A 19,317-nucleotide genomic window follows, 5' to 3' on the forward strand; every position below is an offset into this window, starting at 1 on the left:
TCGCTGATTTTACAGATTAAGCTGATTGTAACCTTTCAAATTTATTTGAAACTAGTTATCTCAATTTCTTAATCAAGTTAGAGTGTTTTAAATCATAATCTAAAATTTTATAATTATGTTAAAAATAGGTGATACACTTCCTACGTTTCAATTAGATAATCAAGACGGAAATCTGGTTAAATCTTCAGATTTCAAAGGAAAAAAATTGGTGGTTTTCTTTTATCCGAAAGCCAATACGCCAGGTTGTACAGCAGAAGCTTGTAACCTTAATGAAAATATAGAACACTTAACGAAACAAGGTTTTACGATTTTGGGAATTTCTGCAGATCCTGTGAAAAATCAAAAAAAATTTCATGATAAATTCGGGTTTAAATATGATTTATTAGCCGACGAAAACCATGAAGTTTGTGAAAAATTCGGGGTGTGGCAACTCAAAAAATTCATGGGAAAAGAATTCATGGGAATCGTGAGAACTACCTTTTTATTTGACGAAAATTCTGTTTGCACAGAAGTCATCGAAAAAGTAGAAACCAAAAATCACGCAGCTCAGATTTTGAAGTAATTTTTTTTAGATTGTCATTCTAAACGAAACGCAGTGAAGTGAAGAATCTGTTCTATATTAAAGAGATTCTTCATTCCGTTTCACTCCATTCAGAATGACAGATAATTTTATTTAAATATCAGCTTCGAAATATAATAATTCTTCTGGATCACCATCCATGAAGAATTTTTTTTGGAATTTTAAACCTAGTTTTTCTAATAATTTTCTGGAAGCGTGGTTGTATTCTACCGTAATTCCGCCCAATTTGGTAATGTTGAAATCATTTTTAACCAAATTTTTTAGAAAACTAGCACTTTCATAGCCATAACCTTTTCCTTCAAATTCTGGCAAAAAAGCAAAACCAATATCAGGAGCATTGTCGGTGTTTTCTCTAGCGTAAACTCCACAAGTTCCCATTTTAGAAGAATCTTCCTTTAGAATTACGGTGAAACTTCCGTAACCTAGTCTTTCAAACTGAGGAAAACATCTATTGCGAATGTAGTTTTCGGCGTCTTCTATGGTTCTTACGTTTCTGTCACCAATATATTTGATGAAACTTTCAGAATTTAAAAGTTGAAGAATAAATTCGGCATCCTCTAAATCTGTAGGTTTGAGTAAAAGTCTTTCGGTTTCGTAGGTTTTCATATCAATTAAGGATAAATTACAGTAAAAATATAAGCTGCTAAGTTCACGAGTAAAACTACACCGTAAAGAATGTTGGTTTTTCCTCGACTTAGCGATAACATGGTGATAAAAATAGACAATCCCAGCAAAACCATCGATTTATAATCTAATCCTAAAACAAGGTCTAAATCAAAAATACTGCACACTACTGCAACTGCGGGAATAGTAAGTCCAATAGAAGTCAAAGCGGAACCTAAAGAAAGATTGAGGCTGGTCTGTAAATCATCTTTTCTGGCTGCTTTAATGGAAGCGATTCCTTCTGGTAATAAAATCACTGCTGCAATGATAACTCCAACCAAAGATTGTGGCAATCCTGCATTTCTAATGATGGTTTCTATAGGTGTAGAGAGTTTTTTTGCCATTAATACTACAATTCCTAGACAAACCAATAAGGTAATAAAACTAAGAATACTTTCTTTAAAAGTAGGAACAGAAACCTTTTCTTCTTTGTTTTTGGGTAAAAAATAATTTCTATGTCTCACCGTTTGAACCAATAAAAAAGTGCTGTAAATGGTGAGACAAGCTATAGAAACAAAAATCAATTGAGGTTGCGTATAAACAGGACCATTTGCACTGGTGGTAAAATTAGGAAGAATAAGAGTAAGCACTAAAATAGCAATCAAGGAAACGAGTAGGGAATTGGCAGAAGTTCTGGCAAAAAACTGTTCGTGAAATTTCACACTTCCTACCAATAAACTTAAACCTAAAACACCGTTTAAAATAAGCATTACCGCTGCAAAAACGGTATCTCTGGCGAGATGTGAGGTTTCTTTTCCTCCTGCTGTCATGAGCGAAATAATAAGTGCTACTTCTATAATTGTAATAGAAATCGCCAAGACAATGGTTCCAAACGGTTCGCCAATTTTATGTGCGATGACTTCTGAATGGTGTACTGCAGAAAACACACTTAACATTAAAAAAACGCCACAAAGCATTAAAATAACTGTACTGTCTGAATCGGGAATTAAAAAGTAAATAACCCAAGCTAAAATAGGAGCAATAACCGTCCAATGGAAAAGTTTTTTTAATTTCATACGCGTTTATATATAATTTATATTCCTTTTTTACCTGCTAAAATCATTTCTATCAATTTTACCTTTCGGTTTTCTCTGGTTTCTGGTTTTTTGGCATCGGTAATCCATCTCATGTATTCTTTCCGATGCGTGTAAGACATTTTTTGATACATTTCAAAAGCATCTTTGTTCTTTTCGAAAACTTCTAAAACATCTTCAGGAATTTCTACAATTCTTTCATCTTGGTCTTCCCAAAGTTTCACTGCAACCTTATCGCCAAACGTTTTCCCAAGTTGTTTTCTCACCTCTTGAGTTAATCCAAGAAGATGACCATCACTTTTCATTTTGGCAAGGCTTCCTCTGTATTCTACTTTTTCGTCAAGCAAAGCTTTGATTTTTACCTGACCTTTTTTGCCAAATAATTCTTCTGTAGAGAAAGGAAAATCTACAAAGGCAGCGTTCATAGTGCCATTTTGCTTAATTTCTGCTTCAAAAGTGATGTAATCCGTTGTCATTTTTATGAATTTTGAGAAAAAAGAAACATTTAAAAAATTATGATTTCCTAAAAATAAGAAAATTTGAGTTTTTATAAAAGTTTTTTAAAAACTAAACGGAGTAAAAAGTAATAAAAAACCTCGAAGAAATTTCTCCGAGGTTAATTTTAGAAGCAACAAAGTTGCCTTATTTTCTGATAGTCATTTCGTTTAATAAATAACCAGCTCCGTGATATTTATCCATTACCCAAAGTAAGAATCTTACATCTAGGTTAATGGTTTTTTGCCATTGTTTTTCGAAAACGATATCTCCAGAAAGTGCTTCAGAGTTACCATCGAAAGCAAGACCAATTAATTCACCATTTCCGTTTAAGATAGGAGAACCAGAGTTTCCACCTGTAATATCATTATCTGATAAGAAGTTTACAGGCATGTAACCTTTTTTGTCTTTGTATGGACCGAAATCTTTTTTCTTGTATAGATCTAACAATCTTTGTGGTAAGTCAAACTCTGCGTCGCCTTTTTTGTATTTAGCCACCATACCTTTCATATCAGTATAGAAGTTATCTTTTACGCCATAATATTGTCTGTCTTTTCTGATTGGTAATCTATCTACTTTACCGAAAGTTACTCTCATAGTAGAGTTAGCATCTGGATAGAATTCTTTTTCTGGCATAGATTTTCTAAGACCGTCAAAATATAATCTAGTGTTTTTAGCAAATTGGTCATCAGCTTTTACATATTTGTCTCCAAACATCATAGCTTCTGCTACCATAATTCCTGAAAATTTGTAAAGCGGATCATTTTCTAGAACAGCTAAACTAGGATTTTCGATGAATTTAAGTAAAGATTCTTTGGTGCTGAAAATAGAAGTTTCTGCTTGGTTAGCTAATTCTGCTGGATTAGAATATTTCATTACCGGAAGTTGATAATCAAACGGTACTTTGTTCTTATAAAGAGAAAGTAAAGTTTGTAACATATCTTTTTCTACTACTGGGTGGAAACCATCGTAAGAAGCTTCTACACCAGCAAGAAGTCTAGCTTTCATAGCAGATTTACCTGCTTCGTTTTGCTCAATATAAGATTTAAGAGCAGCGCCAATTCTGTAAGGAAGAACTGCATATTTAGCATTTCTTTGGAATTGAGTAGCGTAGTTTCTTTCTAAATTTCTATCAGCAATCAATTTGTAATATGCTTCGATTTCTGAAAGAACATTTCCGTAAGTAGCTTTGTTTTCTGCTAAGTTTGCCCATTCTTGGAATTTAGCTTCTACTTTTTGTTTGTCTGCAACTGTTCCGTTTTTGTTTACAGATTCTATGGTTCCAGCTCTGTTCTTCCAGTAGTTTGCTACAGAAGCGTATTGAGAAGCGTAATCTAATCTGATTTGAGTGTCTTTGTCCATGTACTTCTTCATCACATCCATTGCAGATTTAGAAGCTTCTACCCAACCGATATAATCTTTAGTCACCAATTGATTGATTCCATAAGAAGTTAAATATCTGTTCGTTCTACCAGGATAACCCATAATCATGGTGAAATCACCAGGTTTTACGCCTTTCATAGAAACAGGAAGGTGATATTTAGGTTTTAATGGAACGTTGTTTAATGAATATTCTGCAGGATTCCCGTTAGCATCTCCATAAATTCTGAAAACAGAGAAGTCACCAGTGTGTCTTGGCCATTCCCAGTTATCGGTATCACCACCGTATTTACCAATAGATTCTGTAGGAGTTCCTACTAATCTTACGTCTTTATAATCTTGATATACGAAATAGTAGAATTCATTTCCGCTGAAGAAATCTCTTACTACTACAGTATATTTACCATTTTCTGAATTTTCTTTTTGGATGGCTTTGTATTCTGCTTCGATTACGGCGCGTCTTTCGTCAGCAGACATTTGAGGATTAAGTTTCCCGTTGATTCTTGCAGTTACATCATCCATTCTTACTAAAAATCTCACATAAAGATTTTTTGCAGGAAGCTCTTCTTTGTTGTTCATGGCGAAGAAACCATCTTTTAAATAATTTTTTTCTGGCGTAGAAAGTGCTGCAATAGCATCATAACCACAGTGGTGGTTAGTGAAAAGCAAACCTTCTTTAGAAACTACTTCTGCGGTACAACCACCATTAAACTGTACGATGGCGTCTTTTAGGCTAGAGTTGTTTACAGAATAAATTTCTTCTGCAGTTAATCTAAGACCTTGTTTTTGTAAGTCTTTTCCGTTTAATCTCTTTACGAGCATCATCAGCCACATTCCTTCGTCTGCACGCATTTGTGCAAAGCTTAATAGAAATGTGAATAGTAAAAATATTCTTTTCATTGATCTAAAAAATTTTATGGGTAAATGTATGAATTAAAAGCGATTTTTGAAAATTGGTATATAATTTGACTGGTCTGTTACAAATTACCTATGATGAAAACACGTTTTTTTATAATCAGTTTATTATCAATTTCATTTTTTATGATGAGTTTTGCTCAACAGAAAGAAGTTTCTTCACTGAAAAGAAAGTGGATGTTGGTTGAATTTCAAGGATTTACCAAAGAAGAACTCATTCAGAAAAAAGCATATCTAGACCTAACTCACTTGGAAAAAGGAGGTGGCGCAAAAATGGGCTGCAACAGTATTTTTTTCTCTGTAAAATTGAAAAATAATCACAGAATACATTTCTCAGGAGTTGGTTCTACCATGATGTATTGTGACGGAAACATGAAATTAGAAGAAAACTTCGGGAAATTATTACCTACGATAACCAAATATCAAGTAAAAGGACATTTTTTGACTTTGAAAAATAAAAATGGACAAACCATGAAATTTGTTGCCGAAGATTGAGACTGATAGTTTGATATAAAGTAGATTTGATGAAGATTTTGAAAAAATTCGCAAATTTGAATTAAAAAAAATCATCATATCAACTCATCATCATATTAACACATTATCAAATGAATTTTAACCCAGAAATTCTCGGCTTGGTTGCAGGAACATTGTCTTGCATTACCTTTGTTCCGCAAATTTTTAAAACTTGGAAGTCTAAATCGGTGAAAGATATTTCTGTAACGTCTTTTATGATTGTGGTGACCAGTACTTTAATTTGGTTGGTTTACGGAATTTGGAAAGAGCTTCCTTCAGTAATTCTCACCAATGTAGTGGTTTGTATATCAGCAGTTATTATGCTTTTGCTCAAGTGGAAATATTCTGAAAAGTAAATTCTATAAAAGATTCTCTAAACCTTGAAATGTTCTTTTGGAGAAAAGGAATTTTCTTTGAAAGAAAAACATGAATATCAATCCGGAAGTCTTTGGGTTTATAGCTGGTGGAATTTCCTCAGCGCTTTTTATCCCTCAAATTATTAAAATTTTCAAGGAAAAATCAGCCGAAGAAATCTCTTTGCTCACTTGTATTATAGGAATCATCAGCAGTGTGCTTTGGTTGTATTATGGTGTGGTAAAAGACAGCATTTCTATGATGGTGACTAACAGTATTTCTATCGCCATCACCGTTTTTTTATTGATTTTAAAATGGAAATTCTCAAAATCTCTATGATAGATGAATATATATTACCTTTGTAAAATAATGTAGTCAGTAAACCTTATGCTCGAAAAAAAAGAACATCAATACGAAAAAGCCGTTTTAGTAGGCTTAATTACACAGCATCAAGACGAAGAAAAACTTACCGAATATCTCGATGAGTTAGAATTTCTTGCCTATACTGCAGGTGCAACTGTAGAAAAACGCTTTACGCAAAAATTATCTCAACCAGATTCTAGAACCTTTGTAGGAAGCGGAAAAGCAGAAGAAATTAAAAATTTTGTAAAAGAAAACGAAATAGGAACCGTTATTTTTGATGACGAACTTTCACCTTCTCAATTGAAAAATTTGGAGCGAGAAACGGAAGTAAAAATCCTCGATAGAACCAATCTTATCCTTGATATTTTTGCACAAAGAGCACAAACTTCTTACGCAAGAACTCAAGTAGAACTCGCTCAATATCAATATCTTTTACCAAGATTAACCAGAATGTGGACGCACTTAGAACGTCAAAAAGGAGGAATCGGAATGCGTGGTCCTGGTGAAACCGAAATTGAAACTGATAGACGTATTATTCGTGATAGAATTACGCTTCTAAAAGAAAAGTTGAAAACCATTGATAAACAAATGGCGACTCAACGAAATAATCGTGGAAAAGTAGTGAGAGTTGCGTTGGTAGGATATACCAACGTAGGAAAATCTACTTTGATGAATGCGCTTTCTAAATCTGAAGTTTTTGCAGAAAATAAACTTTTTGCAACGCTAGATACTACCGTTCGTAAAGTAGTGATTGGAAATTTGCCGTTTTTATTGACAGATACGGTTGGCTTCATTAGAAAATTGCCGACTCAGTTGGTAGAATCTTTCAAATCTACGCTTGATGAAGTTCGCGAGGCTGATTTACTCATTCACGTAGTAGATATTTCTCACGAAAGTTTCGAAGACCACATTGATTCTGTGAATCAAATTCTCATGGAAATCAATGCGCATCAGAAACCTATGATTATGGTTTTCAATAAAATAGATGCTTTTGCTTATGAGAAAAAAGACGAAGATGATTTAACTCCAGCTACCAAAAAGAATATTTCTCTAGAAGAATGGAAAAAAACGTGGATGGCAAAATCTAAATATCCTACGGTTTTCATTTCGGCTTTATCTAAAGAGAATTTTCCAGAAATGAAGAAAATGATTTACGATGAGGTTCATAAAATTCATATTTCTAGATTTCCATATAATGATTTCTTGTTTGAGTATTTCGAAGACGAGGAGAACTAGAGTGTGAGAGTTAGAGAATTGTAGAGTTGGAAAATTTTAGAATTATGGAGTGAGTTCTGGAGGAACGAACGATGTTTAGCATTGGAATTTATTCCAATGAAATAGAAATTGATGAAAGTGAGTTCCGTAGGAACTATAGGTTTGTAGAAAAATAATAACCATTAAAATAAGTTCGTAGGAACGACAGAAAAATCACATGAAAAGTTTTTTAAATCTATTTTTGATATTTTCATTTCAGTTTTATTTTTCTCAAATTAATATTGAGGAAATAAAGAAAAATGTCACCGTAAATCCTCAAAAATATTATTATGAATATTTAGAAATTTTCAAAACTGCTCCAGAAACACTTTCTCAAGAACAACTTAATTATATTTATTACGGGAATAATTATGTAGATTATGGATATGACAGATTAACATTTAATCAAAAATCTGGTAAAATTTCAAAATTCGCACATAATAGAATTTCAAAGAAATTTGCAGAGAAAATTTTACTAGACGCTTTACCTCTCTATGAACAAAATCCATTAAATAAAGAACTTTTACTTTGTTTGTCAGATTTGTATAAAGCTAAAAGTGACCAAGAAAAAAGCGATTTTCATTATAATCAATATCAGCTTCTAATTAAAACCATAGAAAAAAGTGGAAATGGAAAGTTAGACAATTCAGCTATTCTAGTGACAAGTTTTCAAGATTTGATGCTCTCTGTAGAAAAATTTTCTATTGTATTTGTTCCTGGTCTTGATTTTAAAGAAAAAGTTTTACCAGATGGTTCTTGGCTTTACATTTTCAAGAATGGTCTTGATTTATTTTTTGTAAGATTAGTCCACCATAAAGACGCATTTAAATAAAATGAAATTCCACAACCAAATCCTTGAAGCCTTACAATTTCTTTCTACACCAGAAAAGAGAGATTTTTTGCCATATTTTTTTAAAACAGGAAAAGGCCAATATGCAGAAGGTGACCAATTCATTGGTGTAGTGGTTCCAGATTCTAGAAAGTTGGTGAAGGAGTATTGGCAGAAAGCATCTTTAGATGATGTTCAAGAAATTTTGAAATCAGAATTTCACGAGATGAGATTAGTGGCGCTGTTGATTTTAGTAACAAAATTTGAGAAATCTAAAGACGAAAAAGAGAAAAAAAATCTCGTTGATTTTTATCTAAAAAATACAAAGTATATCAATAATTGGGACTTGGTAGATTTGTCTTGTTATAAATTATTAGGAAGATATTGTTTTGAAAATCAGAAAGATGAAATCTTGAAAAAGTTATCGAATTCTGAAAACATGTGGGAAAAACGCATCGCCATTGTGGCTACAATGTATCATATCAAAAAAGGAAGTCATGATCTAACCATAGAATTGGCACTGAATAACTTGAATCATTCACATGATTTGATGCACAAAGCAAACGGTTGGCTTCTAAGAGAAATGGGCAAAAAAGATGAAGAAAAATTAATGAATTTTTTGAAAAAACATTACCAAAATATGCCCAGAACTTCACTTCGCTATGCGATTGAAAAACTAGACGAAGATTTACGCCAAGACTTTTTAAAAGGAAGAATTTAAACTTTGGAAATTGCAAAAATCATAACACACTATTTTTTACACTTGATATTTCCAGTGTTTATAGCGCTTATTTTCTTTAGAGAAAATTGGAAAAAGGCTTATTTCATTATGTTAGCCACCATGTTGGTAGATGTAGATCATGTTTTTGCTACGCCAATTTTTCAGGAGGGAAGAAGCAGCATTGGTTTTCATCCATTGCATACTTATCCTATGATTTTTTTATACTTTTTAGGCGTTTTATTCCTGCGAGGAAACTACAGAATCATAGCAATAGGATTGCTATTTCATATGTTTACAGATTTTCAGGATTTTTATTTCTGGAAATGGTTAATGAAATTATAGTTTTCTCAGTTTGGTATCCATTTCCATTTTATAGGACATTAAACTGGCAATATTTTCGGCTTTATATTTGGCAGATTCTGCAATTTCTCCAGAGAATAATTGGTCTACAGTAGATTTCCAAAGGCTCAACCACGTGTCAAAATGATGTTTTTCCATTGCCATTTTTTCATTAATCGGGAAATGAGCACCCATTGGATTTCCGTCAAATTTCACATCAGCAAATAACAAAGCTTGCCAGAAAATGTACATTTTAGGCAAATGTTTTTCCCAATTTACTTGGGCGATTTCTTCAAAGAAAAAAGCGATTTCTGATTCTCGAACGCTTTCGTAAAAGGTATTAACGAGTAGTTGTATATCTTGAGTGGTGGTAATGTCTTTCATTTTACAAAAATAAGATAAATTTATCTTAATTAAATAATTTTAACTTTTTTTACATTTGTGTTATGGGAAAACGAAATTTAAAAATCAAGGAAGAAAAAGATAGTGGCTTTTCTGCCATTGCTTCTGGAAGATTTACCAATAAAGATGGGCAATATAATGTAAAAAGAACAGGAATTAACATTTTTGATCGTTATAGTTGGTATCATACTTTTTTATTATTACCAAGATTTAAATTTATTGGCATTTTAGTTATTTCTTACATCATTGCAAATTTATTTTTTGCGTCTATTTATTATGCTATTGGGATAGAACATCTCACAGGAATTGATAAAAGTTCGCCTTTTCAGGAGTTTGTAGATGTATTTTTCTTCAGTGCTCAAACTTTTACTACAGTAGGTTATGGTAGAATAGCTCCAGTTGGTGCTTTAGCAAGTTTTGTGGCTACATTCGAAGCATTTTTAGGATTATTGGGATTCGCCATTGCTACTGGTTTATTTTATGGAAGATTTTCTAGGCCAAGAGCATTTATAAAATTCAGCGAAATAGCTGTAGTAGCACCTTATGAAGATGGAATGGCCATAATGTTTAGGGCCGCTCCTTTTAAAAATAATATGCTTTCAGAAGCCGAAGTTACCATTACCGCAGCCATTGAAGAAAAAATAGATGGAAAAATGGTAAGCAGTTTCTATCAATTAGAACCTACTTTGCCTAAAATAAATAGTTTTAGTCTCAATTGGACAGTAGTACATAAAATCCACAGTGAGTCTCCTTTTTACGGATTCACCGAAGAAGATTTTAAAAATACAGATATAGAATTAATCATTATGATAAAAGCTTTTGATGAAGTTTTTGCCAATACAGTAGTTCAAAGAACCTCTTATATAACTCCCGAAATTATCTTTGGCGCAAAATTTTTGCCGATGTATCATTCTTCTGAGGACAATAAGACTACGATTTTGGATTTGGATAAAATTAATGACTATCAAAAAGTATAAATTTAGATTTCAAAAAATATATTAGCTTTCCTTTTATGGATTTAGAATTTTATAAAAACCAAGCTTTACAGAAGCAAAAAGAGCACAAAAAATTTCTGGAAAATCTCAAGAAAAAACCGCCGAAAAATTTAGATTATGTGGTTCAAGAAGTGCATGATGAGGTTTTCGAGGATATAGATTGTTTAGCTTGTGCCAATTGTTGCAAAACTACAGGTCCGCTTTATACTGAAAAAGACATCGAGAGAATTGCTAAACATCTCAGAATGAAACCAGCAGATTTTGAAGCAAAATTTCTAAGAATAGACGAAGATAATGACAAAGTGCTGCAAAATTTACCTTGTTTTTTCCTGAATGAAGATAACACGTGTTCTATCTACGAAGTAAGACCAAAAGCTTGCAGAGAATATCCTCATACTGATAGAAAAAAGATTTATCAAATTAATAACCTTATGTTGAAAAACACGGTAATTTGTCCAGCTGCTTTTACGTTTGTAGAGAAAATGATGAAAAACCTTGCCAAATAAAAAAGTCTCGAATAAAATCCGAGACTTTCTACCGTTTTACGGGTCTTTATTTTGAAAAAATCATCAATTATTTATACAACACCTTGTGCAAGCATTGCTTCAGCCACTTTTACGAAACCTGCAATATTAGCACCTTTTACATAGTTTACGTATCCATCTTCTTCTTTACCGTATTTTCTACAAGCATTGTGAATACCAATCATAATTTCTTTCAGTCTAGCGTCTACTTCTTCAGAACTCCAGTTTAATCTGATTGAGTTTTGCGTCATTTCTAGACCAGAAGTTGCTACACCACCAGCGTTAGAAGCTTTTCCTGGGCTGAATAAAACTTTATTATCTAAGAAATAGTTAATAGCGTCTAGAGTAGAAGGCATGTTTGCAGCTTCTACTACACATCTACAACCGTTTTCCACTAAATTTTTAGCATCTTCTAGGTGAAGTTCGTTTTGTGTAGCAGCAGGAATAGCCACGTCACATTTTACTTCCCAAGGTCTCTTACCAGCATGGAATTCTGCAGTTGGGAATTTCTTAACGTAATCTTCAGCTCTGTTGTTTCCAGAAGCTCTTAATTCTAATAAGAAATCTATTTTTTCGCCAGTAATACCGTCTTTATCATAAACATAACCATCAGGACCAGAAATAGTTACTGCTTTTCCGCCTAATTCCTCTATTTTTTTGATAACTCCCCAAGCTACGTTTCCGAAACCTGAAACTGTTACGATTTTATCTTTGAAATCTTCGCCTTTTGTTTTTAGCATTTGTTCACCAAAATATACTACACCATAACCTGTAGCTTCTGGTCTGATTAATGAACCTCCGTATGCTAAACCTTTACCAGTAAGAACTCCGGTAAACTCATTTCTAATTCTCTTGTATTGACCGAAAAGGTAACCAATTTCTCTAGCACCTACTCCGATATCTCCTGCAGGAACGTCTGTTTCAGGACCGATATGTTTACACATTTCCGTCATGAAAGATTGGCAGAAACGCATAATTTCGTTGTTTGATTTTCCTGTTGGGTCAAAGTCAGAACCTCCTTTTCCACCACCCATTGGTAGAGTAGTTAATGAGTTCTTGAAAACTTGTTCGAATGCTAAAAATTTAAGCACTGATAAGTTTACTGTAGGATGGAATCTGATTCCTCCTTTATATGGTCCGATTGCAGAGTTCATCTGAATTCTGAAACCTCTATTTACCTGAATTTCACCTTTATCATCTACCCAAGGAACTCTGAAAATGATTACTCTTTCAGGTTCAGCCATTCTCTCTAGAAGCTTCATTCCTCTGTACTCTTCTTTGGTTACAATAAAAGGAATAACTGTAACTGCTACTTCTTTTACCGCTTGTAAAAATTCTGGCTCATTTGGGTTTTTTGCTTCAATTTTCGCAACGAACTCTTGTATTTTTTGTTCGATAGTGTTTTGTTCCATAGATGTTATGAATTATTAAAGACAAATTTAATTTTTTTTTCTATTCTCACAAGGAATATTTTGACTTTAATGAAAATTATATAAATTATGTTAAAAATTTTATTAAATTCATAATTATAATGTTTCTATTAAGGAAAACATGATGTTATGTGAAAAATAATGAAATATTAAAAAATTGTGAATTTTTAAATTATAGAATATTGCTTTCCGGAAAGTGCTTTAATGTATCCTTTTAACTCAAAATCAAGCAAAATGGGCAATAATTTATAAGGAGGAATGTCTAGTTTTTCGCTCAAGTCGTCTAACGAAATTTGAGGTTGAGAAGCAATCGCGTCATAAATCGGTTGCAACTCTTTGCTCAGTTTAATTTCTCTCGCAGCAAAAAGGCTTCCTATCTTTTCTTTTTCTTTACCCAATTGCAATTCGTCTAATATTTCTTCAAAATTTTGTAAAATTCGGGCTTTATTCTGTGCGATGAGCAAATTACAACCTTGGCTGTACTTATCATTGATTTTTCCAGGCAAGGCAAAAACTTCTCGGTTATAATCATTGGCATAACTTACAGTACTCATAGAACCGCCACCAAAAGCCGTTTCTACCACAATGGTAACAGGCGAAAATCCTGCTACAATTCTATTTCTTTGCAGAAAATGTTCTCGGTCTGGTTTTTCACTAGAATTAAATTCTGTAAGCAAAGCGCCATCTTGTTCTAAAATTTCTGCGGCTAATTTTTTATGCTGAGAAGGATAAATAAGATGCAAACCATGAGCTAAAACTCCTGCTGTTTTCAGTTGGTTTTTTAAGGCTTCTGTATGAGCGCAACCATCTGTTCCGAGTGCCAAACCACTTACGATGAGCACTTTTTTATTTTTTAAAATTTCTAGAAATTCTTCAATGAAATGTTTGCCATAACTCGTCATGTTTCTGGTTCCTACGATGGAAATGGGAGTTAAACTTTCGTCTATACTTCCTTTTTGGTAAAGAATTGCAGGAGCATCATCACAGTTAGAAAGCAATTTTGGAAGTTCTTTTAAATGGCGAAGATTAATTTTAATGTTATTTTTTTGACAGAAATCAATTTCCTTTTCTGCGAATTTCAAATAAGTTTCGTTGCCGATTTCTTGAGTAATTTTTGAGCCAATTCCCGGAATTTCTTTCAGCAATTTCTTAGAAAGATGCCAAGTTTCTTTGGCAGAACCTGTAATTTCTACCAACCTCATAAAATTTACATCGCCAATAAGCGGAGTAGCGCGTAACGCTATGGAATAAAGATGTTCTTCATGTAACATTCTCAAAAATAAGAAAAAATCGCTTTACTTTTTTCTGATTTCGTCTAAATGTTCCCAGATTTCTTCTTTCTTTTTTTGTTGCATTTCTAGAAAATGTTCAGGATGACCTTCGATGTATTCTTGCCAAAGTTTATCGTCTTTTTCGCTGTAATAATTTGGGAATTCCCAAATGAATTTTTTCTTTTTTTCTTGATGTTTTTTTCTGAAAATAAGCGCCAGAGAAATGCCTACTACTGCTCCAGAAAGATGAGCTTGCCAAGAAATTCGGCTGGGTTCGTCTAATCGATAGAATAATTCTTCTGGAAAAATCCCCCAGATTAAACTTCCGTAATACAAGGCGACTAAAAGGGAAACGGTAAGCAGTTTTTTGTCTTTTCTAAAAATTCCGCTGAAGAATAAGAAAAATGCAAGCATATATACAATTCCACTCGCTCCGATGATGCAGGTATAAGTAGCTTCTTGTCCGAAAAAATTCATGGGTGGCAGTAACCAAACTACGAGTCCTGTAACAATCCATCCGTAAAAAAATACAGGATTGGCCAATTTAGGATAAAACTGATAAAGCAAGAAAAGCAATGCTGCAATCGGTACAGAATTACTAGCGATATGTTCTAAATTTCCGTGTAAGAGTGGAGAAAATATTACGCCTTTTAATCCTTCTGGAACCAGAGGAATAAGAGAGCCTTCACAGTTTTCTACAAAACCGATGTGTTGTAAAAAGAAACCTAACCACATGGCAGAGAGCATGAAGAGAGGAATTAAAAGCGCTTTGATGTGGATGGTGTTTTTTAGCATAAATAAAATGTGACTAAATAAATGCCAAGACAATTTTATGGAAAATTTGACTATAAATCCCCGATTTTTTTAAAAATTATAGACAAAAAGTAAGATTTTTTCGTTTTCAAGACTTCCATTCGTTTTACAAATTGTATTTTTGAACTGGTTTTTTAAATTTTGAAAATGAAGAAGTTGTTAATTTTTGTGTTCGGTTGTCTATCTATAAATATGTATTACTCCCAAATTGAGAGTAAAAGAATTCTAGATTCCATCAGCGCAGAAAACTGGAAAAAAAACATCCCTAACTTAGATTCTTTGGCAGAAATTAATTTGCAAAAAATAGATGTAAAGCACAAGGATTCCATTATTCTAAAAACCGATAAAATTACTGCGGAACTCGGCACAGAGATTCCTATTACACCGTTTCAATTGATTAAGACCAAAGAAGAAAAAGTTTGGTATTTCTATGGTCAAAACAATATGGTTTTTAATCAGGCGAGTTTCAGCAACTGGAATTCTGGGGGAAATAATAACATTGGGATTTTAGGGAAAATCAATTATAATTTGAGTTTCAAAAAGCGAAAGCATTATTTAGAAAATAATTTCCAATTAGGATACGGCATTGTAGCAGCAAGCGGGCAAACCACCAGAAAAACAGAAGATTTCATCAATATCATGGCAAATTATGGTTATGATTTAGGAAGGAATTATTACTTGTCTTCAGGTTTGCAGTTTATTTCTCAGTTTGCGCCGGGTTATAATTATGTGAAAACGCCAAGTCCGAATTTTGATGACAGAATTTCTAAATTTTTAGCTCCAGCATATATTAATACGGGTATTGGTATCTCGTATAATCCTAATGAAAATTTCCAAGTCATTTTTAGACCAATTAATGGTAAGTTTACCATCGTAGCAGATAAACATTTGCAAAAAGTAGGTTTTTATGGTTTAGAAAAAGATGGTCAAAGTCTCAGAAAAGAGTTAGGAGCCATGGTGAATATTTTGTACAGACAAAAAATTTATAAAGACATTAATTTGGTGAATCAATTGAACTTCTTTACCAATTATTTATATCATACAGAACGAGTGGATTTTTCTTACAACGGTCAATTAAATTTCAGAGTTAATAAGTTAATTTCTGCCAATGTAAGTGCAGATTTATTGTATGACCATGACCAAATTAAAAGAATGCAGTTTAAGCAAACTTTAGGTTTAGGTTTCTCTTATAATTTAGGAGTAGAAAACCAAGATAAGCCGAAAATTAAAAAAGTGGTAAAACCGTTTTTATAATATAATTTGAATAATTCAGCGAAAATTAAATCCACCAAATTTTTGGTGGATTTTTTATTTAAGTAGAAATATCTATTAATTCATCATCGCAGCAGCTCCCACTCCAATTAGAGCAATGAAAATAATAATTGCATAAAGAGAAAGCATGATGATGGTCAAAATTCCTATAAATTTATAATGAGATTTTAAAAACTCAAAAGCGTCTCTAATAGCGTTGTTGTCATTGTTTTCAATTGCCTTTTTAGTATTTTCTGAAAATTGATATAAGTAAGAAATTGGGAAATAGTATAAAACCGCAAATGCTAAATAAAAGAGCATCATAAATATCTTCCCACCAAAAGGAAAATCTCCACTAGACATTACTGATGACGGTGCAAAAAGCATTACTAATGAACCCAACACCATTAATCCAATTCCTACGAAACCTAAAATGGCTAGAAACTTAGCCCATTTTGCAGTTTCTTTTAAAAATTCTTTTGAACGCCAATCGATAATCAAATTTTCGCCGTTCTCTACATGTAAATTGTCTTCCATAAATTATATAGTTTAAAAAATTAAGCATTCCAAAATTCTCTATCCAGACTTCTGTATTGTATGGCTTCAGAAATATGATGAGAAAGAATATGTTCTGATTGTTCTAAATCTGCAATGGTTCTAGAAACCTTCAAAATCCTGTCATAAGCTCTCGCCGAAAGATTTAGTTTTTCCATGGCGTTTTTGATGAGGTTTTTAGAATCTTCATTCAGTTCGCAGTATTTTTCAATTTCTTTAGGCCCGATTTGAGCATTGTAACTAATATCTAAATCTTGGTAGCGCACATTTTGCATTTCTCTGGCTTTCAAAACACGCTCCCGAATTGCAATACTGCTTTCGCCTTTTCTTTTGTCTGAAAGTTGCTCGAATTCTACTTTTTGAACTTCTATATGAATATCAATTCTATCTAACAAAGGACCAGAAAGTTTGTTCATGTAGCGTTGCATTTCAAATGGAGAAGAAGTATTATTAGGATCATCAGGGAAATAACCACTTGGACTTGGATTCATACTTGCTACCAGCATAAAACTTGCAGGATAATTCACCGAAAATCTCGCTCGGGAAATGGTTACTTCTCTGTCTTCCAACGGTTGACGCATCACTTCTAGAACCGTTCTTTTAAATTCTGGCATTTCATCAAGAAATAAAACACCATTATGCGCCAAAGAAATTTCGCCAGGTTGAGGATAACTTCCGCCACCAACTAAAGCCACGTCAGAAATCGTGTGATGCGGACTTCTAAAAGGCCTAACTGTCATCAAAGAATTATTGGCGCCCATTTTTCCTGCCACAGAATGAATTTTGGTGGTTTCCAAAGCTTCTTTCATGGTTAAAGGTGGCAGAATACTTGGAACACGTTTAGCAAGCATGGTTTTTCCACTTCCGGGAGGACCGATGAGAATAATGTTATGACCACCAGCTGCGGCAACTTCCATCGCTCGTTTTGCGGTTTCTTGTCCTTTCACTTCAGAAAAATCAAAAGGAAAATGGTCTATTTTTTCTTGAAATTCTTTTCGGGTGTCAAATTCTGTTCTTTCTAGCGGAATATCTTCGTTAAAGAAATCAATAACTTGTTTAATGTTTTCTACACCGTACACTTCCAGATTATTGACTATTGCGGCTTCTCTTACGTTTTGTTTGGGTAAAATAATGCCTTTGAAACCTTCTTCTCTGGCTTTTATGGCAATGGGCAGAACGCCTTTTATCGGTTGCAAACCTCCGTCTAAGGAAAGTTCGCCCATGATGATGTATTTTTCTAAATTTTCGGCTTTTATTAAGTCTGAAGCAGCCAAAATCCCAATAGCAATGCTTAAATCATAGGCAGAACCTTCTTTGCGCAAATCTGCAGGAGCCATGTTAATGGTGATTTTCTTACCCGGAATTTTGTAGCCTACATTTTTGAGTGCGGCATTAATTCTATAGCTGCTTTCTTTAATGGCATTATCTGGTAAGCCTACAAGATGATAGCCTACTCCGCCTGTGTCTACATTAACTTCTATAGTGATGGTTTGCGCCGAAACGCCATGAATTGCGCTCCCGAAAATCTTTACTAGCATTTTGGTTATTAATTTTTTATAAAAGTAAAAGTAAGGATTTTTTTGAAATGAAAAAACCTCAATTTTTGGTTGAGGTTTTATGTATTGTTTAGGATTTAAATCTGTAATGTAGGGGTGTAGTTTAATTGTCTTTTCCTCTCGTCTTTTACAAATAATATTTTGCCTTTTTTAGTCTCTTTTTATTTTATAATTGTCCACTTTTTAGATTCTGTAGGTTTTAATCTTTTTAGAGTAAACTTTTTAAAATCCTTTGTTTGATACTCTAATTGAAATCTTTCATCGCTGAAATTTTCGCTATTAACATCTTTTACAAAACGCATAATTAGTCCCAAATGAAAGATTCCATTTTTGTCTTTTTTCAAAACTTTTCCAATGGATTGCCAACCTTCGATATATTCAAAATGTCCATTTTTAGGTGAATATTTATTTACTTGCTCAATCGTTGGATTGGTTTCTATTTGAATTAACTTATTGTTTTTTATCCAAAAAGTCTCCACTATTGAATAAGTAGCCCTATCATTTTCCCAGCCAATAATTTCTCCAGGAATACTTTCCCAGACATTTGGCTCTTGCTCAACCTCGTCAATTTCAGAAATAAATTTTTTCAGGATTTCAATAGAGTATTTTTTGTATTTAAATTCTTTTTGAACTTGTTTTAGAGTAATTTTTGCTACCGAATTTTGTGCAAATAAAAACCCTCCCAAAAAAATAGAAGAAATGATTAAAAGTTTTTTCATGATTTTTTTAATATTAATTAGGTTATATTTAAACCAAGCAAATCGCTTTTTCCTGATTACTAAATTATGAAAAAAAAGTAATATGAAAAGCATGTTGTGGCTAAATTTCTGATTACTAACCTAAAAATATACGTTCTGAAATTATAATTTGCGGTTTTGGAATGGTTTTTTTAGGTTCTAAACTTATCTTTTTAGGTTTTTGAGAAAAAAATATACGTTTCCAGCTGCGCAAAGTCTCCTGACTTTGAGCCCAATTACTCATCATAATTACTATATTTCCAAAACTCACTTGTTTTATCATTTTTTCAATCTTGCTCAAAGTTGCAAACTTTGCGCAGCTGGGGGGGATTTTTTTGAAATG

General features: G+C 33.0%; 23 protein-coding genes. 11 read left to right on the forward strand and 12 right to left on the reverse strand.

Annotated features, from left to right (window positions below; genetic code table 11):
- Positions 1–115: 115 nt before the first annotated feature.
- A complete protein-coding gene (bcp, locus tag QO190_RS01040; protein ID WP_371460845.1) occupies positions 116–562 on the forward strand; it encodes a thioredoxin-dependent thiol peroxidase in 447 nt (148 codons plus the stop codon).
- A 111-nt stretch (positions 563–673) separates the two neighbouring features.
- Here bcp and QO190_RS01045 read toward each other — a convergent pair whose 3' ends face one another.
- The 4 genes from QO190_RS01045 to QO190_RS01060 all read right to left on the reverse strand — a co-directional run bounded on the left by QO190_RS01045 (position 674) and on the right by QO190_RS01060 (position 5,052).
- Entirely contained in the window at positions 674–1,186 is a 513-nt protein-coding gene (locus QO190_RS01045; RefSeq protein ID WP_371460846.1) for a GNAT family N-acetyltransferase, read from the reverse strand.
- A 5-nt stretch (positions 1,187–1,191) separates the two neighbouring features.
- Positions 1,192–2,259 (reverse strand): calcium:proton antiporter, encoded by a 1,068-nt coding sequence (locus QO190_RS01050; RefSeq protein ID WP_371460847.1) that lies wholly within the window; start codon positions 2,257–2,259, stop codon positions 1,192–1,194.
- A gap of 17 nt (positions 2,260–2,276) precedes the next feature.
- Positions 2,277–2,753: a YdeI/OmpD-associated family protein gene (locus QO190_RS01055; RefSeq protein WP_371460848.1), complete on the reverse strand. Its 477-nt coding sequence runs from the start codon at positions 2,751–2,753 to the stop codon at positions 2,277–2,279.
- Between the two features lie 166 nt (positions 2,754–2,919).
- On the reverse strand, positions 2,920–5,052 hold the full coding sequence (locus QO190_RS01060; protein WP_371460850.1) for a S46 family peptidase: 2,133 nt from the start codon (positions 5,050–5,052) through the stop codon (positions 2,920–2,922).
- Positions 5,053–5,145: 93 nt separating this feature from the next.
- Between QO190_RS01060 and QO190_RS01065 the strand changes: the two genes are divergently transcribed.
- The 7 genes from QO190_RS01065 (at position 5,146) to QO190_RS01095 (ending at position 9,443) form a co-directional block, all read left to right on the forward strand.
- The gene (locus QO190_RS01065; protein ID WP_371460851.1) at positions 5,146–5,562 is read left to right on the forward strand and encodes an META domain-containing protein; all 417 of its coding nucleotides are present in this window, start codon (positions 5,146–5,148) and stop codon (positions 5,560–5,562) included.
- A gap of 110 nt (positions 5,563–5,672) precedes the next feature.
- Positions 5,673–5,936 (forward strand): SemiSWEET family sugar transporter, encoded by a 264-nt coding sequence (locus QO190_RS01070; RefSeq protein WP_371460852.1) that lies wholly within the window; start codon positions 5,673–5,675, stop codon positions 5,934–5,936.
- Between the two features lie 70 nt (positions 5,937–6,006).
- Entirely contained in the window at positions 6,007–6,273 is a 267-nt protein-coding gene (locus QO190_RS01075; protein ID WP_213197109.1) for a SemiSWEET family sugar transporter, read from the forward strand.
- Positions 6,274–6,321: 48 nt separating this feature from the next.
- Entirely contained in the window at positions 6,322–7,533 is a 1,212-nt protein-coding gene (hflX, locus tag QO190_RS01080; protein WP_371460853.1) for a GTPase HflX, read from the forward strand.
- 196 nt (positions 7,534–7,729) lie between these two features.
- Complete coding sequence (locus QO190_RS01085) at positions 7,730–8,383, forward strand: DUF4919 domain-containing protein (RefSeq protein ID WP_371460854.1); 654 nt, start codon at positions 7,730–7,732, stop codon at positions 8,381–8,383.
- A 1-nt stretch (position 8,384) separates the two neighbouring features.
- A complete protein-coding gene (locus QO190_RS01090) occupies positions 8,385–9,101 on the forward strand; it encodes a DNA alkylation repair protein (protein ID WP_371460855.1) in 717 nt (238 codons plus the stop codon).
- Between the two features lie 3 nt (positions 9,102–9,104).
- A complete protein-coding gene (locus tag QO190_RS01095) occupies positions 9,105–9,443 on the forward strand; it encodes a DUF6122 family protein (protein ID WP_371460856.1) in 339 nt (112 codons plus the stop codon).
- Here the strand turns inward: QO190_RS01095 and QO190_RS01100 are convergent.
- Positions 9,438–9,824, reverse strand: a complete 387-nt coding sequence (locus QO190_RS01100) for a group III truncated hemoglobin (RefSeq protein WP_371460857.1) — start codon at positions 9,822–9,824, stop codon at positions 9,438–9,440. The two genes, QO190_RS01095 and QO190_RS01100, sit on opposite strands and share 6 nt — an antisense overlap.
- Positions 9,825–9,886: 62 nt before the next feature.
- Between QO190_RS01100 and QO190_RS01105 the strand changes: the two genes are divergently transcribed.
- Both QO190_RS01105 and QO190_RS01110 read left to right on the forward strand, forming a co-directional pair.
- Entirely contained in the window at positions 9,887–10,819 is a 933-nt protein-coding gene (locus QO190_RS01105; RefSeq protein ID WP_371460858.1) for an ion channel, read from the forward strand.
- A 35-nt stretch (positions 10,820–10,854) separates the two neighbouring features.
- Positions 10,855–11,343 (forward strand): YkgJ family cysteine cluster protein, encoded by a 489-nt coding sequence (locus tag QO190_RS01110; RefSeq protein ID WP_371460859.1) that lies wholly within the window; start codon positions 10,855–10,857, stop codon positions 11,341–11,343.
- A 71-nt stretch (positions 11,344–11,414) separates the two neighbouring features.
- On the opposite strand, the gene gdhA is transcribed toward QO190_RS01110, so the two are convergent.
- The 3 genes from gdhA to QO190_RS01125 all read right to left on the reverse strand — a co-directional run bounded on the left by gdhA (position 11,415) and on the right by QO190_RS01125 (position 14,857).
- Positions 11,415–12,773, reverse strand: coding sequence for an NADP-specific glutamate dehydrogenase (gene gdhA, locus QO190_RS01115; protein WP_104793057.1), 1,359 nt, complete (start codon positions 12,771–12,773; stop codon positions 11,415–11,417).
- A 185-nt stretch (positions 12,774–12,958) separates the two neighbouring features.
- The gene (gene dprA / locus QO190_RS01120) at positions 12,959–14,062 is read right to left on the reverse strand and encodes a DNA-processing protein DprA (RefSeq protein ID WP_371460860.1); all 1,104 of its coding nucleotides are present in this window, start codon (positions 14,060–14,062) and stop codon (positions 12,959–12,961) included.
- 24 nt (positions 14,063–14,086) lie between these two features.
- On the reverse strand, positions 14,087–14,857 hold the full coding sequence (locus QO190_RS01125) for a rhomboid family intramembrane serine protease (RefSeq protein WP_371460861.1): 771 nt from the start codon (positions 14,855–14,857) through the stop codon (positions 14,087–14,089).
- 165 nt (positions 14,858–15,022) lie between these two features.
- Here QO190_RS01125 and QO190_RS01130 point away from each other — a divergent pair, with 165 nt between their 5' ends.
- Complete coding sequence (locus QO190_RS01130) at positions 15,023–16,129, forward strand: DUF3078 domain-containing protein (RefSeq protein WP_371460862.1); 1,107 nt, start codon at positions 15,023–15,025, stop codon at positions 16,127–16,129.
- A 75-nt stretch (positions 16,130–16,204) separates the two neighbouring features.
- On the opposite strand, the gene QO190_RS01135 is transcribed toward QO190_RS01130, so the two are convergent.
- The 4 genes from QO190_RS01135 to QO190_RS01150 form a co-directional block, all read right to left on the reverse strand.
- A complete protein-coding gene (locus QO190_RS01135; protein ID WP_371460863.1) occupies positions 16,205–16,663 on the reverse strand; it encodes a hypothetical protein in 459 nt (152 codons plus the stop codon).
- A gap of 20 nt (positions 16,664–16,683) precedes the next feature.
- Positions 16,684–18,219 carry a YifB family Mg chelatase-like AAA ATPase gene (locus QO190_RS01140; protein WP_371460864.1) on the reverse strand — a complete coding sequence of 512 codons (1,536 nt, stop codon included), beginning with the start codon at positions 18,217–18,219 and terminating at the stop codon, positions 16,684–16,686.
- A 179-nt stretch (positions 18,220–18,398) separates the two neighbouring features.
- Entirely contained in the window at positions 18,399–18,956 is a 558-nt protein-coding gene (locus QO190_RS01145) for a hypothetical protein (RefSeq protein ID WP_213190182.1), read from the reverse strand.
- Positions 18,957–19,071: 115 nt separating this feature from the next.
- Positions 19,072–19,275 (reverse strand): hypothetical protein, encoded by a 204-nt coding sequence (locus QO190_RS01150; RefSeq protein ID WP_213190181.1) that lies wholly within the window; start codon positions 19,273–19,275, stop codon positions 19,072–19,074.
- Positions 19,276–19,317 lie beyond the last annotated feature (42 nt).

Source organism: Cloacibacterium sp. Arc13, assembly GCF_041431305.1.
Taxonomy (GTDB): domain Bacteria; phylum Bacteroidota; class Bacteroidia; order Flavobacteriales; family Weeksellaceae; genus Cloacibacterium; species Cloacibacterium caeni_B.